General features: G+C 72.1%; 15 protein-coding genes. 7 read left to right on the top strand and 8 right to left on the bottom strand.

Going from position 1 to position 15,335, the window contains the following annotated elements:
• Positions 1-9: 9 nt before the first annotated feature.
• Positions 10-429: a helix-turn-helix transcriptional regulator gene (locus tag ACIQJT_RS12115; protein ID WP_365449403.1), complete on the bottom strand. Its 420-nt coding sequence runs from the start codon at positions 427-429 to the stop codon at positions 10-12.
• An 88-nt stretch (positions 430-517) separates the two neighbouring features.
• Here ACIQJT_RS12115 and ACIQJT_RS12110 point away from each other — a divergent pair, with 88 nt between their 5' ends.
• Both ACIQJT_RS12110 and ACIQJT_RS12105 read left to right on the top strand, forming a co-directional pair.
• Positions 518-1,297: a methyltransferase domain-containing protein gene (locus tag ACIQJT_RS12110; RefSeq protein WP_365449575.1), complete on the top strand. Its 780-nt coding sequence runs from the start codon at positions 518-520 to the stop codon at positions 1,295-1,297.
• Between the two features lie 218 nt (positions 1,298-1,515).
• On the top strand, positions 1,516-2,412 hold the full coding sequence (locus ACIQJT_RS12105; RefSeq protein ID WP_365449401.1) for an RNA polymerase sigma factor SigF: 897 nt from the start codon (positions 1,516-1,518) through the stop codon (positions 2,410-2,412).
• A gap of 115 nt (positions 2,413-2,527) precedes the next feature.
• Here the strand turns inward: ACIQJT_RS12105 and ACIQJT_RS12100 are convergent, their stop codons facing one another.
• A complete protein-coding gene (locus tag ACIQJT_RS12100; protein WP_365449399.1) occupies positions 2,528-2,986 on the bottom strand; it encodes an ATP-binding protein in 459 nt (152 codons plus the stop codon).
• An 87-nt stretch (positions 2,987-3,073) separates the two neighbouring features.
• Positions 3,074-4,303: a DUF6777 domain-containing protein gene (locus ACIQJT_RS12095; RefSeq protein WP_402642451.1), complete on the bottom strand. Its 1,230-nt coding sequence runs from the start codon at positions 4,301-4,303 to the stop codon at positions 3,074-3,076.
• A 169-nt stretch (positions 4,304-4,472) separates the two neighbouring features.
• Between ACIQJT_RS12095 and ACIQJT_RS12090 the strand changes: the two genes are divergently transcribed.
• Positions 4,473-5,750, top strand: a complete 1,278-nt coding sequence (locus ACIQJT_RS12090) for a streptophobe family protein (RefSeq protein WP_402642449.1) — start codon at positions 4,473-4,475, stop codon at positions 5,748-5,750.
• 28 nt (positions 5,751-5,778) lie between these two features.
• Here ACIQJT_RS12090 and ACIQJT_RS12085 read toward each other — a convergent pair whose 3' ends face one another.
• The 4 genes from ACIQJT_RS12085 to ACIQJT_RS12070 all read right to left on the bottom strand — a co-directional run bounded on the left by ACIQJT_RS12085 (position 5,779) and on the right by ACIQJT_RS12070 (position 10,406).
• The gene (locus ACIQJT_RS12085; RefSeq protein WP_402642447.1) at positions 5,779-6,756 is read right to left on the bottom strand and encodes a serine/threonine-protein kinase; all 978 of its coding nucleotides are present in this window, start codon (positions 6,754-6,756) and stop codon (positions 5,779-5,781) included.
• Positions 6,746-7,291 (bottom strand): hypothetical protein, encoded by a 546-nt coding sequence (locus ACIQJT_RS12080; protein ID WP_365449391.1) that lies wholly within the window; start codon positions 7,289-7,291, stop codon positions 6,746-6,748. The genes ACIQJT_RS12085 and ACIQJT_RS12080 overlap by 11 nt, the downstream gene beginning before the upstream one ends.
• Positions 7,292-7,298: 7 nt before the next feature.
• The gene (locus tag ACIQJT_RS12075) at positions 7,299-9,632 is read right to left on the bottom strand and encodes an FHA domain-containing protein (protein WP_402642444.1); all 2,334 of its coding nucleotides are present in this window, start codon (positions 9,630-9,632) and stop codon (positions 7,299-7,301) included.
• Positions 9,633-9,995: 363 nt separating this feature from the next.
• Positions 9,996-10,406 (bottom strand): hypothetical protein, encoded by a 411-nt coding sequence (locus ACIQJT_RS12070; RefSeq protein ID WP_365449387.1) that lies wholly within the window; start codon positions 10,404-10,406, stop codon positions 9,996-9,998.
• A 328-nt stretch (positions 10,407-10,734) separates the two neighbouring features.
• On the opposite strand from ACIQJT_RS12070, the gene ACIQJT_RS12065 reads away from it, so the two are divergent.
• Together ACIQJT_RS12065 and ACIQJT_RS12060 are read left to right on the top strand one after the other, a co-directional pair.
• On the top strand, positions 10,735-11,118 hold the full coding sequence (locus ACIQJT_RS12065) for a nuclear transport factor 2 family protein (RefSeq protein ID WP_402642441.1): 384 nt from the start codon (positions 10,735-10,737) through the stop codon (positions 11,116-11,118).
• Between the two features lie 72 nt (positions 11,119-11,190).
• Positions 11,191-11,475, top strand: a complete 285-nt coding sequence (locus ACIQJT_RS12060) for a DUF1905 domain-containing protein (RefSeq protein ID WP_402642438.1) — start codon at positions 11,191-11,193, stop codon at positions 11,473-11,475.
• Positions 11,476-11,556: 81 nt separating this feature from the next.
• On the opposite strand, the gene mgrA is transcribed toward ACIQJT_RS12060, so the two are convergent.
• Entirely contained in the window at positions 11,557-12,552 is a 996-nt protein-coding gene (gene mgrA / locus ACIQJT_RS12055; protein ID WP_402642436.1) for an L-glyceraldehyde 3-phosphate reductase, read from the bottom strand.
• Positions 12,553-12,676: 124 nt separating this feature from the next.
• Between mgrA and ACIQJT_RS12050 the strand changes: the two genes are divergently transcribed.
• Both ACIQJT_RS12050 and ACIQJT_RS12045 read left to right on the top strand, forming a co-directional pair.
• Positions 12,677-13,555 carry a LysR substrate-binding domain-containing protein gene (locus ACIQJT_RS12050; protein ID WP_402642433.1) on the top strand — a complete coding sequence of 293 codons (879 nt, stop codon included), beginning with the start codon at positions 12,677-12,679 and terminating at the stop codon, positions 13,553-13,555.
• 125 nt (positions 13,556-13,680) lie between these two features.
• Positions 13,681-15,258: a carotenoid oxygenase family protein gene (locus tag ACIQJT_RS12045; RefSeq protein WP_402642430.1), complete on the top strand. Its 1,578-nt coding sequence runs from the start codon at positions 13,681-13,683 to the stop codon at positions 15,256-15,258.
• Positions 15,259-15,335 lie beyond the last annotated feature (77 nt).

Raw genomic sequence — 15,335 nt, 5'->3', positions numbered from 1 at the left:
CCCACCGGGTCAGGCCGCCAGGCACATCCCGTCGTACGACGATCCCGGCAGCGCGCGCCGGCTGCGGGCGGAGTGCCGGCTGAGCTCGCCCTGGGCCAGGGAGAGCAGATCACCGAGGCCGAGGCCCAGGGCGTGGGCGGCGGCCGCGAGGACCTCCGAGGAGGCCTCCTTGCGGCCGCGCTCCACCTCGGAGAGGTAGGGCATCGAGATCCGGGCCGCGTCGGCCACGTCCTTGAGCGTGCGCTCCTGGGCGAGGCGCTCACGGCGCAGGACATCCCCGACGAGGTCGCGCCACAGGGGTTCCCTGGCGGCGGGCTCCTGCGGCGGGGCGGTGGCGGGGCGTTCGGAGACCGGGCGGACGGACCCCGGGCGCGCGGACGGCGGGCGCAGCGGGATCACGCGGGCTTGGTTCGGCGCTTCGTTGCTCACCGGATCAGCCTAGGTTCCGTGGCCGTCAGGGGAAGGGGTGGGTATTCCGCCCTGGGTGGAATCGACGACGGACGAGGGTGGGGTCACGGTGCTGCGGGAGACGTTCGACAGGGCGGCGGAGCTGTACGACAGGGCACGTCCGGGCTATCCGCCCGCGCTGGTCGCGGAGCTGGCCCGGATGACGGGTCTCGGCCCCGAAAGCCGCGTCCTGGAGGTGGGGCCGGGGACCGGACAGCTCACCCGCGACCTGGCCCGGTTCGGCTGTCACATCACCGCGGTGGAACTGGGGGCCGCGATGGCCGCGGTGGCCCGGCGGCGGCTGGGCGCCTTCCCCCGCGTCGACGTGCGGACCGCCGAGTTCGAGGGCTGGCCGCTGCCCGCGGAACCCTTCGACCTGGTCGCCTGCGCCACCGCCTTCCACTGGATCGACCCGGCCGTCCGGGTGGAGAAGGCGGCGGACGCGCTCCGGACCGGGGGACGACTCGCCGTCGTGGTCACCCACCATGTGGCGGGCGGCTCCACCGGCTTCTTCGCCCGGGCCCAGGAGTGCTACGAACGCTGGGATCCGGCCACACCACCCGGGCTGCGGCTGCGGTCGTCCTCCGAGATCGTCCCCGATACGGAGGAGTTCGAGAACTGCCCGCGCCTCCGTGACGTAACGGTGACCCGCTTCGAGCAGGACATCCCTTACACCGCCGACCAGTACATCGACGTACTCCTCACCTACTCGGGCCACCGGGCCCTCGACAGCACCCGTCGCGACGGTCTGCTGGCCTGTCTCAGGGATCTGATCGAGACACGTCACGGCGGCCGGGTCACCAAGCGCTACCTGCACGAACTGATCGTCGCCACCCGCGTCGGCCCTTGAGGACGACGATTTTTGGCCACTGGTCAACTTGGTGGGCATGTCTCGTCACTCCCCGGGTACGCGCAGGGCGAAGGGAGCTGCGGGCGGTGGATTCGGCCGGTGGCCCGGGGAGGCATATGTTGTCGAGAACCGGGTACACGGCAGGCCACATCTGCAGGACCCGAGACAACCCAGGCCGAAGAGGCAGACGTCGAGCCGTGACTTTCGTGGGAGAGGTAATGCATACCGCCGTCACCGCCGTGAACCGTTCGGAGGCACAGGTCGCCGAGCACGCCAGCGGGGCCAGGACGGGTGAGACACCCCTGCCGGGAGTCGAGGAACCGCGGTCCGTCGCCCCGCGGGACGCACGGGAGCTGTCCCGCCAGTTCTTCCAGCGCCTCACCGAGCTCGAGGAGGGGACGCACGAGTACCAGTACGCGCGCAACACCCTCATTGAGATGAACATGTCGCTCGTGCGCTTCGCGGCCGGGAGGTTCCGGGGCCGCGGCGACGACATGGAGGACATCGTCCAGACCGGCATGATCGGTCTGATCAAGGCGATCGACCGGTTCGAGATCTCCCGTGAGGTCGAGTTCACGTCATTCGCGCTGCCTTACATCGTCGGCGAGATCAAGCGTTTCTTCCGTGACACCACCTGGGCGGTGCACGTTCCGCGGCGCCTCCAGGAGCTGCGCGTCGAGCTGGCCAAGGCTCGCGAGGAACTCGCCAGCCGGCTGGACCGCGACCCGACGGTGGCCGAACTCGCCACCCTGATGAACATCTCCGAGAACGAGGTGATCGAGGCGCAGATCGCCTCGAACGGCTACAACTCCTCGTCCCTGGACGCCGCCCTGACCGGCGACGGCCCCGAGGGCGGCGAAGCGGTGCTCGCCGACTTCATCGGGGTGGAGGAAGAGGGGCTGCGGCTCGTCGAGGACTTCCAGTCACTCGCCCCGCTGATGGCCGAGCTCAGCGAGCGCGACCGGCAGATCATCCACATGCGGTTCGTGGAGGAGGCCACCCAGTCGGAGATCGGCGAGCGCCTCGGCTGCTCGCAGATGCACGTGTCCCGGCTGATCAAGCGGATCATCACGCGGCTGCGCGAGGGCATGCTGGGCGAGCTGGGCTGCGCCTGACACACACGGCCCGACAGGTACAGAGCGACAGAAAAGCGGGTGCCGTCCTCGGACGGCACCCGCTTTTTGACCGGACCAGTTCAGTCGGTGGCACCGAAGCGGCCGGGACGAGCCGTCACTCCTTGGCGCCGAAGCCCAGCACGGCCCGCACCCGCTTGCCCACCGGTACGCGTTCCGCCGCCACCTCCCGGGCCAGCACGTGCACGATCTCCAGACCGTGCCGGCCGACGCGCTCGGGATCGCGCGGGAATCTGCGGGGCAGGGCCGCACTGCTGTCGTAGACCGTGACCACGACCTCGGCGTCGGTGCCCTCCAGCTCAAGGATGTACGGCCCGTTGCTGTGCCGGTCGGCGTTGGTGACGAGTTCGCTCACCACGAGGAGGACCTCCTCCTCGGCGCGATCGCCGATGTCGGCGCACCACTCGGTTCGGAGCCGCTCGAGGAAGTCCGCGGCGAACGAGCGCGCCGCGGCGATGCTCCCCGGCTCACCGGTGTAGTGCGCCGCCCGCCGCAAGGGTTCCACGGGCACGTCGAAACCAGTCGGTATCACTGCCCCGTCCAGGTGATCGATCATGCGTTTCTCTCTCGGAAGCCGGACTGGCCGGACGCTGCTGCACCAGTCCTCGTACCCCAAGTCGCGCGTCGCAGTCCAGGTGACGCGTCACACCGCCCACGAGACGGCGGCACCGGACAGGGGCGCCGACTGTGTGGTGCTCTCCGTGGTGTCGGAGACGAGGGGCGGCTGCGGGGACGAGGAGTCGGGCGCACTGCTTTCACCTGGGGATTCACTGCTGGGCGGCGGCGGTGAAGGCGGGCTCGAGGGCGGTGAGGACGGGGCGATCAGGGCCGGCGGGCACGGACTCGACGATCCGGACGTTGCTCCGGAGGACGTGGAGACGCAGGGCTCCGGGGATTTCGGGGACGCCGGTGTGCTCGGCGTCGTCGGCGGTGACACGCTCACCGGCGGGGAGGGCTTGGCCGGCGGGTGGGCCTTGTGGTCCTTGCCGCCGGTGTCGCCGCGGTGCCGGGCGACCCAGTCGTGGTGGTCGGGGTCGTAGAGCACGAAGACGTCGATGACCGTCGTCGAGGGCGCGACCACGACCACGTTCGAGGGGTCGTACGACGGCCAGGAGTCGCCGGTGCGCTTCGGTGCGGTCTGCTGGGCGACCGGCGGGGTCAGCGGGTTGCCGCAGGCGCAGCGCGTGCGGGGCACTCCGCGGTCGTCGACGAGGACGGCGGTGCCGGCCTGGAGGACGGCCTGGTAGCTGGTGGCGGCGCCGTCGCGGTAGCCGTGGTTGGTGACGCGGGTGTCCATGCGCAGCTGGACCGGGGTGAGCGAGCGCAGGAAGGCGGGGACCCCGGACGGCCGGACACCGGCGACGGAGGCGAACACGCTGTTCTTCTCGGGGTCCGCCCGCAGGGCCTTGATCTGCTTCTCGACGTCGCAGCTGGAGGCGTTGCGGGTACCGCCGTAGAGGCCGGGAGCGGCACCGTCCACACCCCGTACCGCGTTCGCGGGTTCGGAGGAGCCGCTCGGAGAGGCGGTGACCGGCGGGACCGAGCTGTCCTTGGCGGTCGACTCGGTGAAGGGCTCGGGACCGGTCTTGGCGGCGGCCTGGAGGAAGACCTCGCCGTTGCCGCCGGTCGGCGAGGAACCGCCGCCGGAGCGGGTGAACACGACAGCGAGGACCACGGCGACGACGACCGCGGCGGCGATCACCGCGACCCGGGGCGCCGACCTCCACCAGGGGCGGCGGGGTTCGGGCGCGGGCGCTCCGCCGCTGCTGCCCGGGGGCTGCGAGGGTGGCCCGGTGGGCGGCTGCGAGGGGCCCGACAGCGGGCCGGAGGGCGGGCGGGTGGGGCGGCCCGACGAGGGCGGTTCGACGCTCACGAGTTCTTCTTCCCGACGCGGGATTCCTGCGGCGCGATCCGAATGCCCCGATACAGCCGCATTTTTCCGCGACATACCCATTGTCTGCTCGGGTCCCGTGCACCCCGCAAGCGGACGCGGACGGACCTCCCGGCAGGCGGGCCGCCGGCACGCTGCTTAGCGTGGCAGGGTGCATCCGCAACCCCCCTTCGACCAGGCGGCCGTCGCTCGCCACGGCTGGGTTCAGGCCCTGGTCACGGTCCTGCTGACGGTGGTCGTCATGAGTGCGGTGGCCGCGCTGGGACTGTGGGCGGCGGGGGCGGCCGACCTTCCGGACCACGCGTTCCCCCGGGTCGTGGCGGCGACCGTGGTCACGGCCGTCGGCGGCACGGTCAGGCTGTCGGGCGGTGCGGGGGGCCTCGCCGGCAGCGCGGCCGGACTCACCGTGATCCCGCTCTCCGTCACCCTGGCCGGAGCGCTGGTGTCCGGCGCGGGCTTCCTCAGACCGCTGCGGCACCGGGCCGTCGCCGGCGGCCGGGAACTCGCCGGACGGGCCGCCCGCATCGGCCTGCTGTGGCTGCTCGCGCTCCTCGCGCTGGCCTCAGCGGCCCGCCAGAAGTTCAGGCTCTCCGTCGGTGACGACACGCTGAACGACCTGGGCGATCTGTTCGGTGTCTCCCCCGAGGTCGGCTTCACCGCCGACGTCCCGCGGACCCTCCTGTTCGGCCTGTTGTGGATGGCCGGTGTCCTGGTGCTGGCCCTGCTGGTCTCGCGCCGGGCTCCCCTGCCGGGGCGACTGCTGCGCCTCCAGGAGCCGGTGCGGCCCCCGGCGCACGCCATGGTCGTGCTCCTGCTCTCCCACGTCGTCCTCGGCACCCTGATCGCCCTGGTCGTCGCCGCGACCCGCGGCCATGCGCCCGAGACCCTCGCGGTGATCCTGCTGGGCATGCCGAACCTGGTCTGGCTCGCCCTGACCATCGGCCTCGGCGCCACCTGGAACGGCCGGGTCGACGGCCCCTTCGGACTGCCCATGCCGCACCTCCTGGACGAGGTCCTGCGCTCCTCCGACACGGCCACGCTGAACCTGCGCACCCTCGCCGAGCACGACGGCCGGGTCTGGTGGCTGGTGGTGGTCGAGGCGGTCCTGCTGCTCTCGGTGGCGTTCCTGGCGGCGGCCCGCTCCCCCGCCCGCGTCCGCGCCTGGCAGCACGCCGTGCACCTGGCGGTCGCGCTCGCCCTGACGGTCCTCATGATCTGTCTCATGGGCCGGATCTCCGCCCACTACGGCCTGTCGGTCCTCGGCATCGGAGACCTGGGCGGCGGCCTGACCGGTCAGCTGTTCCTAGAACCGGAGCTGTGGCGTGCGGTGGCCCTCGGCGCGCTGTGGGGCCTGGTCACCGGTTTCCTCGGGGCGCTGCCGGCGCGGTTCGTGCGCCGCGCGGGGGAGACCGGGCCGGCGGGCACCTGACGGGGGTCCCGGCCGGGAGCACGGCCGGCTACCGCCCCCGGACCACCGGCTCCGCCCAGCGCGGCGGGGGCTTGGGCCGGGTGTCCGGCGGTTCCACGGTGCGCAGGGCGACCTGCGTCGGCGGGTGGCCGCCCGTCGCCGTCGAGCGGAGGGCCGCGACGAAGTCGAGGCAGGAGTCGTGGCGGTCGCTGGGGGACTTCGCGAGCGCCCTGGCGAACACCGCGTCGAGCGCTGTGGGCAGTCCCGCGCGGGACTCGGAGAGCGCGGGCGGGGCGTCGTACTGGTGGGCCCAGAGCAGGGCCATGTCGTCGTCGCGGCGGAACGGCGGGTGGCCCGTGAGGGACTCGAACACCACGCAGGCGAAGCCGTAGACGTCGCAGCGGCCGTCGACCGGGCGGCCGGAGATCTGCTCGGGGGCCACGTAGTCCAGGGTGCCGACGAACTGGCCGACCGACGTGAACCCGGTCAGCGAGAGGGACTTCTTCGTGAGCCCGAAGTCGGTGAGGTACACGTGTTCGGGATGGTCGCTGTCGGTGCCCCGGGAGACGAGGATGTTGCCCGGCTTCACGTCCCGGTGCACCAGGCCGTGCTCGTGGGCGGCGTCCAGCGCGGAGGCGACCTGGGCCGCGATCCGCAGCGCGGTCGCGAGCGGCAACGGCCCCTGGCGGTCCAGGAGATGACGCAGGTCGCTGCCGGCGACGTAGCGCATGGCGATGTACAGCACGCCGTCCGTCTCGCCCGCCTCGAAGACGGGGACGATGTGCGGGTGGTCGATCGCGGCGGCCACCCGGGACTCGTGGCTGAAGCGCTTGCGGAAGGTGTCGTTGCGGGCGAGCTCCGGGGCCAGCAGCTTCAGCGCCACCGTGCGGTCCAGACGCAGGTCCCGGGCCCGGTAGACGACGGCCATGCCGCCCCGCCCGATCTCCTGCTCGATGCGGTAGCTCGCGACCTGCCGGCCGACCAGTTCGGAGGGGCTGCCGGAGAAGAGGCTGGTCTCACGGGCCATCCGGGGTCACCACCTGGGTGGGGGCGTGCCCGGGACCGTCGGCGGCCGCGCGGGGCGCGTCGTCGGTGGCGTAGGTGGCGAGCCGGGTCCCGTCGGCGTACACCCAGCGTCCGTGCTGGGCGTCGTACAGCCATACGTCCTCCCCGTCGACGACCACCCCGATCCGCAGTCCCCGGGTGCGGCCGCGGAAGGCCTCCCCGTCGAGACCGCCGCGGGCCAGCTCCTCGACGGCGGCCCGGTAGCGGGCGAGGGTCTCGTCGGCGCGGGCCAGCAGGGGGCGCGGGTCGGCGGCGCGGGTGAGCGGGCTGTCGGGGGCGGGCGGGTCCTGGGGTACGGCGATCAGGTGGCGGCCGTCGACCCACGCCGACCAGCCGTTGGCGCACAGGACGTGCGCCCAGTCGCCGCGCCGCTCGACGAGCTGGACCGGCAGGAGGGGGTCGAGGGGCACGGTGGGACGGGCGGGGTCGGGGGCCTCCCAGGCGGACATGCCGCACCCGGGGACGACATGGCTGGGCCGGAAGCCGGGGGTCGTCATCGGCGGCCTACTTCCGCATGACCGCGGGTTCGTGGCGGCGCAGCAGCCGGGAGACGAGGAATCCGAAGAGCACCGAGAGGACGACGAGCATGCCGACGTTCAGCAGCCACACGCCGGCCGAGTGCTCGAACAGCGGGTCGCCGGTGAGATCGCCGGGCACGATCCGCCCGAGGCCGATGGTGCCGGCCATCGCGCCGAGCGCCCAGCGCGAGGGCACCAGCCAGGAGAACTGCTCCAGTCCGGGCACACCGTCGAGTCCGAGCAGGGCGCCGCAGAACACGACCTGGACGATGGCGAGCAGCACGAGCAGCGGCATCGTCACCTCCTCCTTGCGGACCAGCGCGGACACGAGCAGGCCGAGCATCATCGCCGTGAACGCCAGCAGGGCGACCGCGAGGGTGATCTCCGCGAGGGGCGGCATCACCACGCCCTCGCCACCCGGAGCGTTGAGGTCGACACCCAGGAGGGCGACCAGGGTCAGCACCACCGCCTGCACGACGGTGATCGTGCCCAGCACCACGACCTTGGACATCAGGTACGCCGATCTGGACAGGCCCACGGCCCGTTCCCGACGGTAGATGACCCGTTCCTTCACCAGCTCGCGCACGGCGTTCGCGGCGCCGGTGAGCACACCGCCGACGCACAGGATGAGCAGGGCGTTCATCGCGGTGTCCCGGGTGAGCTCACTGCCCGCGAGGGCCCGGGCCATGGCGCCCATGACGAAGGGGAGGGCGATCATGATGGCGAGGAACGTGCGGTCGGCGCTCAGGGCGGCGGTGTAGCGGCGGATCAGGGTGCCGAGCTGGGCGCCGCGGCTGCGGGGCCGGGGCGGGGGCGCGATGACGACCGGTTCGGAGCGGGGCGTGCGGGGCTGGGCGGTGGCCTCGGTGACGTACTGGTGCCGGAAGGCCGAGGAGTGGAAGTCGCCCGCCCAGTCGCGGTCCTGGTCGCGTTCGAACGCTTCGAAGGCCTCGGGCCACTGGGTGAAGCCGAAGTAGGCGAGGGCGTCCTCGGGCGGGCCGTAGTAGGCGATCCGGCCGCCGGGGGCGAGGACGAGGAGGCGGTCGCAGACGTCGAGGCTCAGGACGCTGTGGGTGACCACGATGACCGTGCGGCCGTCGTCGGCGAGGCCGCGCAGCATGTGCATCACCGAGCGGTCCATGCCGGGGTCGAGACCGGAGGTCGGTTCGTCCAGGAAGAGCAGGGACGGTTTGGTCAGCAGTTCCAGCGCCACGCTGACGCGCTTGCGCTGTCCGCCGGAGAGGCTGTGCACGGGCTGCCGGGCGCGCTGTTCCAGGCCGAGTTCGCGGATGACCTCGTCGACCCGTTCCCGGCGTTCGGCTTTCGCGGTGTCCTGCGGGAAGCGCAGTTCGGCGGCGTAGGACAGGGCACTGCGGACGGTGAGCTGGGCGTGCAGGATGTCGTCCTGCGGGACCAGGCCGATGCGCTGGCGCAGTTCGGCGTAGTCGCGGTAGAGGTCGCGGCCGTCGTAGAGGACGGTGCCGTGGTCGGCGGGGCGCTGCCCGGTGAGGGCGTTCAGGAGGGTGGACTTGCCCGCGCCGCTGGGGCCGACGACCGCGAGCAGGCACTTCTCCCCCACCGGGAAGGACACGTGGTCGAGCAGGGTCCTGCGGCCGCGGTCCACGGCGACCGTGAGGTCCTGGACGTCGAGGGAGACCTCGCCGGTGTCGACGTACTCCTGGAGCGTGTCGCCGACGAGGCAGAACGCCGAGTGCCCGATGCCGACGATGTCCCCCGGCCCGATGGGGGCGCTGGTGACGGGCCGGCCGTTGAGGTAGGTGCCGTTGTGGCTGCCGAGATCGGCGATCTCGTAGCTGCCGTCGGGCAGGGCGCGTAGTTCGGCGTGGTGGCGGGAGACCACCAGGTCGTCGACGATCAGGTCGTTGTCGTCGGCGCGGCCGATGCGGACCGTGCGGGCGGGCAGCGGCCGTACCGCCGTGGGCCGGCGGAAGGTGCCGGTGAGACCGGGCATCGAGACCGCCGAGGGGCGTTCGGGGGCGGGCACGCCCAGCAGGACGGCGCAGGGGCCGTCGGAGGGGCTGCCGAAGTGGATGATGCTGCCGGGGCCGACGTGCCATTCGTGGACGCGGCGGCCGTCGGCGTAGGTGCCGTTGGTGCTGTTCTCGTCCTCGAGGGTCCAGTGGTCGGCCTCGGGTCGCAGCACCGCGTGGTGCCACGAGACCCGGGCGTCGTCCAGGACGATGTCGCTCAACGGGTCGCGCCCCACGCGGTAGTCGTGGCCCGGGCTCATCACCGTGGAGCCGGTGTCGGTCTCCAGGACGAGCTCGGGCGCCGTCGGTGCGACCGGCCGCTCCGCCATGCCTGAATTCTACCGATTCACCCCTTTGGCCGCCCGGCGGCGGGGTCGGGGCGGAGAGTGTGGGGTCGGCGGCTCGGGTCGCGCACAGGGCCCAGGAGGGGGAGGACGGCGCCGTTTCACGAAGGAGCGGGGTGCGGCGGGTCTCCGGGGACAGGAACGGGAAGCAGTACCCGTACTCCCGCGGAAGCGGGGTGCGGCGGGGCAACCCGGCGACGGGGAGCGGGCAGCAGCGACGCGGCTCCGGCAGGGCCGGCGGGTTGCGGCAAGCCGCAAGCGGCTGGGCAACCACGGGCGCCAGGGAACAGGGCAGCCGGCCGCGGCGGAGCGACCCCGCACACAGGGAGCGGACGGCGGCGAGGCGGCTCAGGCGACCGGCGTGAAGAGCGCCGAGGCCATCCGGTGGATTCTCAAGGCGTCCACGGACTCGGCGAGCAGTTCGTACTCGGTGGTGTCGTCGCTCGCGGCGATCCGGACCAGCCGGCCGGCCGCCAACTCGTCGGCGACGAGCTCCTGTTGGTACAGATCGGTGCACCAGGCCCGCATCACCGCGGGCACGTCGAGCACGGTGTCGGCGACCGGGACGAGGGCACCCACCGGCAGGTACTCGGCCTCGGGCTGAGGATCCAGCCGGTCGGCGATCCAGGAGGCCCGGTCGCGTAACCACCACAGGGCGAGGGCGAGGGTGGGCGCACGGTAGGTTCCGAGGGGGACGCCGATGCGCCGCCCGTCGCAGATGCCGTACCCCGTGACATGGCACAGGAATTCGTCGTGCACGATCCACTCCCCCGCTTGCTCCAGTCGCCTGCCGGCAGGGTCCTCGCTTCCGTGCGGCTCAGTGGTGGTACGCGCTCTTGCTGTACGTGACGGGTCCTTCGCTCGATGTGAAGGACCTGTCAGTCGAGTATGTTCACTACTGAAACACTGTCACCACATCTTTTTGGCCAGTCTCCTGGCATATTCACCCCCCTTCCTGGCCGAAATCTGACGGGTACACGTTCAAACACCATGACCCCGGAAGTAATCGACGGTTCCGGGCGCCGCGGGCAGGGTTGTCGCAGCAGGTCCCACCAGCACAGACGACCTCGACGGAGGCTGATTTCCCATGCCCGCGAACACAGACCGCTATGAGAGTGCCGTGGCCCGCTACTTCGAAGCGTGGAACGCGCGTGAGCCGGAGGCACGTGCCAAGGCGGTGACGGCCGCCTGGACAGTGGACGGCGGCTACACCGACCCCCTCGCCGAGGTGGTGGGCCACGACGGGATCGCCGCGGTGATCGCGGCGGTCCACGAGCAGTTCCCGGGGTTCGTCTTCCGGATCATCGGCGCCGTCGACGGCCATCACGACACGGCGCGGTTCTCCTGGGAGCTCGTCAGCGAGGACGACGGCTCGGCGCCCGTCGCCGGATCCGATGTGGTCACGCTCGCCGAGGACGACCGGATCCGGACCGTGCACGGCTTCCTGGACCGGGTGCCGGCCGGGGCGTGAGGGACGGCCGCGATGAGTTCTCACCCCGTCGGAGGTCTCCTGAGAAGGAAGCCGTCGGCGAGGGAGAACATCATGGCCACGACCGGAAAGGTGGACGCGGAATTCACCGCGGTCCTCAGCAGGAACCCGGGGAAGGGCGGCTGGACCTGCGTCCGCTGGCCCGCCTCCGTGGAGTTCTTCGGCACCCGGGGGCTCGTCAAGGTCCGCGGGACGGTCGACGGGCACCCCTTCCAGAGCTCCTTCATGGCTCTCGGGGACGGCACGCACATGCTGCCCGTGAAGGCCGAGGTGCGTAAGGCGATCGGGAAGGACGTGGGCGACACGGTGACCGTGCGCATCGAGGAGCGGACCGGGTGATCGCTGCGGGACGCGGACCGGGCACCGGCCTGAGGCCGGTGCCCGGTTCCTGTGGCTGCGCGGCCGTGCCGGCCGGGGCGGTCAGCCCTTGACGATCACGTCGATCCTCGCCAGTTCCTCCGCGTCGAAGTCCAGGTTGGCGATGGTGCCCACACTGTCCTCGATCTGCTGCGGGCTGCTCGCGCCGACCAGCGCCGAGGTGACACGGCCGCCGCGCAGGACCCAGGCCAGGGCCGTCTGGGCCAGGGTCTGGCCGCGGTCCTTGGCGATGCCGTCGAGCTCGCGGAGCCGCCGCACCAGGTCCTCGGTGACCGCGTCCGAGTTCAGGAAGGGGCTGTCGCTCGCCGCGCGGGAGTCCTCGGGGATGCCGTCGAGGTAGCGGCCGGTGAGGAGGCCCTGCTCCAGCGGGGAGAAGACGATCGAGCCGACCTGGAGCTCGTCCAGCGCGTCCAGCAGACCGCCGTCCTCGGGGCGGCGGTCCAGCATCGAGTAGCGCGGCTGGTGGATGAGGAGCGGGGTGCCGAGTTCGCCGAGGATGCGGGCGGCCTCACGGGTCTGCTCGGCCGAGTAGTTGGAGATGCCGACGTACAGCGCCTTGCCCTGCTGGACCGCGGTGTGCAGGGCACCCATCGTCTCTTCCAGAGGGGTGTCCGGGTCGGGGCGGTGCGAGTAGAAGATGTCGACGTAGTCCAGGCCCATCCGGGTCAGGCTCTGGTCCAGCGAGGACAGCAGGTACTTGCGGGAGCCCCACTCGCCGTACGGGCCGGGCCACATCAGATAGCCGGCCTTGGTGGAGATGATCAGCTCGTCGCGGTAGGCCGCGAGGTCGGCCTTGAGGGCCTCCCCGAACGCGGACTCGGCGGCGCCGGGCGGCGGACCGTAGTTGTTGGCGAGGTCGAAGTGGGTGACACCGAGGTCGAACGCCCGGCGCAGGATGGCCCGCTGGGTGTCGACGGTGCGGTCCGCCGGGCCGAAGTTGTGCCACAGACCGAGCGAGATCGCGGGAAGCTTCAGGCCGCTGCGTCCGGTGCGCCGGTAGGGCATCTCCGCGTAGCGGTCGGGGTGTGCGGTGTACAACGCGACTCCAGAGGGGTTGGCACGGTGGAACCGAAGTCTTCGATCGCTGCCCACTCTTTCGCGACCTGGGGGCATTGGTCCAACAGAAGAATCCGATGGAATTGAGCGGCTAGGCTTCTCAATCATGGAACTGCGTCATCTCCAGCACTTCGTGGCGGTCGCCGAGGACCAGCACTTCACCCGGGCCGCCGAGCGGCTCCTGGTGTCCCAGTCCGGGCTGTCCGCGTCCATCCGGGCGCTGGAGCGCGAGCTGCAGACCCCGCTGTTCGTACGGACCACCCGCCGGGTGACGCTCACCCCGGCCGGGCGGGCCCTGCTCGGCGAGGCCGAACGGATCCTCGCACAGGTGCGTTCCGCCCACGAGGCGGTGGCCGCCGTGCAGGGCGTACTGCGCGGGATGCTCGCACTGGGCTCCGAGCAGTGCATCGCCGGGGTGAATGTGGCGGGGCTGCTCGCCTCGTTCCGGCGGCAGCATCCGGACGTGGAGATCTGTCTGCGCCAGGCGGGCTCGGGCGCGCTCGCCGAGGAGGTCGCCGCGGGCCGTCTCGACCTGGCGTTCGCCGTACGGGGGACGCCTGAGGAGACCGACCAGCTCCGGGCCGTACCGCTGACCGGTGAGCCGATGACCGTGCTGTGCCATCCCAGTCACCCGCTCGCCACGGCCGGTGCGGCCGTGACGCCGGAGGACCTGGGCGGCGAGGTCTTCGTCGACTTCCACCCGGACTGGGGGCCGCGCCGCACCACCGACGCCGTCTTCGCCGCGGCGGGGGTGCGCCGGACGGTCGCGCTGGAGGTCAACGACGTGCACAGCCTGCTCGACCTGGTGGACGAGAACCTCGGTGTGGCCGTCGTCCCGCAGCACTTCCGGCACAAGCGGCCGTCGCTGACGGCCCTGCCCGTCAAGGGCACCGGGGAGACCGTGTACGAGACCGTCGCCCTGCTGCCGCCCCCGCAGGCCACCAGTCCGGCGGCGCGAGCCCTGATGGCCCTGCTGGAGACCTGAGCCACCGCGCCGAAGAGGGGGCCTGGCAACACCCCAGGACGGGGCCCACCACTCCTGACCCGAGCCGTCCCGCACCGCAGACTCATGACCGTCAGCGAGGACAACTGCGGTCAGGAGCAGGGAACATGACGGACCCCACACGGACCACGCACTCGGCACGGACGGCGAACGCCGCGAGCACGACCGACTCCGCACGGACGACCGACCCCACACGCCGCAACGTCCTGCGCGGCGCCGCGGCGGTCGCCGCCGCGGGCGGGCTGATCGGCACCGGACCGGGCGCGCAACCGGCCTCCGCGGCCCCGCACCCGGCGTCCACGCGCCGCTTCCCGTTCCTGGAGGGTGCCTTCGAGCCGGTCACCGAGGAGCTGACCGCCTTCGACCTGCCGGTAACCGGGCGCGTCCCCCGCGAGCTGAACGGTCGCTACCTGCGCACCGGCCCCAACGTGCTGGGCCTGGAGGACCCGCGTGCCCACCACTGGATGCTCGGCGACGGCATGGTGCACGGCGTCCGGCTGCGCGAGGGCCGCGCCGAGTGGTACCGCAACCGCTGGGTGCGCTCCTCCCAGGTGGCGAGGAAGCTCGGCGAGCCCTACCCCGGCCCGGTGCCGCCGGACGACTTCCCGTGCAACACCCATGTGATCCCCCACCGGGGGCGGATCCTGGCGCTCCAGGAGAGCGGACCGCTGCCGTACGAGCTCGACGACGAACTGAACACCGTGGGCACCTACGACTTCCGGGGCACCCTGGAGGGCGCGTTCACCGCGCACACCAAGTTCGACGCGTACGCCGGCGAGCTGCACGCGATCGCCTACTACCCGACCTGGGACCACGTCCGGCATCTCGTGGTGGACCCGAGGGGACGCGTCTCGCGCAGCACGCGCATCCCGGTGGCGGACGCGCCGATGATCCACGACTTCGCGCTCACCGAGCGGTACGTGATCGTCCTCGACATGCCGGTCACCTTCGACATGGCGGGCGCCGAGCGCGGTGACCTCGTGCCCTACGTCTGGAACGACCGGCATCCGGCGCGGGTCGGCGTCATGCCGCGTGCGGGCGGTGCGGTCCGCTGGTTCGAGGTCGACGCGGTGTACTACTCGCACACCCTCAACGCGTACGAGGAGGGCGACAACCTGGTCGTCGACATGACCAACTTCGACGCGCCCTTCCTCGTGGCGGGCAACGGATCGGGAGGCCCGTACGGGGCGGGCACCCCCCGTCTGGACCGCTGGACGGTCGACCTTCGGCAGGGGCGGGTGCGGACCCGGACCCTCGACGACCGGCCCCAGGAGTTCCCGCGCGTCAACGAGGCGCTGGTGTCACGCCGGCACCGCTACGGGTACTCGGCGGCGGCCGCGGAGATGGCGGTGGCCTATCAGGCGGTCGACGGCAACCCGCCGCCCGACCGGGCGTTCAGCAACGCGCTCGTCAAGCACGACCTGCTGCGGGGCACCTCGCAGGTGCACCGGCTGTCCCGGGGCGCGGCGGCGAGCGAGGCCGTGTTCGTGCCGTCCGACCCCTGCGACGACAGGGCCGCCGAGGACGACGGGTACGCGATCGCGTACGTGCACAACCCCGAGCGCGGCGCCTCGGACCTGCTGATCCTCGCGGCCCAGGACTTCACGGGCGAGCCGGTGGCCCGGATCCATCTGCCGGGACGGGTGCCGCTGGGCTTCCACGGGAGCTGGATTCCCGACGCGTGACCGCGGGGCCGGTTCCGAAGCGTGCCTCCGGGCCGGAATCCGGCGCGTGACGCGGCGCGATGCGCGATGGTGGATGT

It is taken from the genome of Streptomyces sp. NPDC091972, from assembly GCF_044756385.1.
Classification (GTDB): Bacteria; Actinomycetota; Actinomycetes; order Streptomycetales; family Streptomycetaceae; genus Streptomyces.
Note: the sequence above shows the minus strand (reverse complement) of the source record. Positions and strands in the feature narration are given on the sequence as shown.

What these genes read in the sequence shown, in the direction of transcription:
- ACIQJT_RS12105 (WP_365449401.1), top strand. Translation starts at nt 1,516, where the DNA reads ATGCATACCGCCGTCACCGCCGTGAACCGTTCGGAGGCACAGGTCGCC.
- ACIQJT_RS12100 (WP_365449399.1), bottom strand. Translation starts at nt 2,986, where the DNA reads ATGATCGATCACCTGGACGGGGCAGTGATACCGACTGGTTTCGACGTG.
- ACIQJT_RS12085 (WP_402642447.1), bottom strand. Translation starts at nt 6,756, where the DNA reads ATGGCCCGTGAGACCAGCCTCTTCTCCGGCAGCCCCTCCGAACTGGTC.
- ACIQJT_RS12080 (WP_365449391.1), bottom strand. Translation starts at nt 7,291, where the DNA reads ATGACGACCCCCGGCTTCCGGCCCAGCCATGTCGTCCCCGGGTGCGGC.
- ACIQJT_RS12075 (WP_402642444.1), bottom strand. Translation starts at nt 9,632, where the DNA reads ATGGCGGAGCGGCCGGTCGCACCGACGGCGCCCGAGCTCGTCCTGGAG.
- ACIQJT_RS12065 (WP_402642441.1), top strand. Translation starts at nt 10,735, where the DNA reads ATGCCCGCGAACACAGACCGCTATGAGAGTGCCGTGGCCCGCTACTTC.
- ACIQJT_RS12060 (WP_402642438.1), top strand. Translation starts at nt 11,191, where the DNA reads ATGGCCACGACCGGAAAGGTGGACGCGGAATTCACCGCGGTCCTCAGC.
- ACIQJT_RS12050 (WP_402642433.1), top strand. Translation starts at nt 12,677, where the DNA reads ATGGAACTGCGTCATCTCCAGCACTTCGTGGCGGTCGCCGAGGACCAG.
- ACIQJT_RS12045 (WP_402642430.1), top strand. Translation starts at nt 13,681, where the DNA reads ATGACGGACCCCACACGGACCACGCACTCGGCACGGACGGCGAACGCC.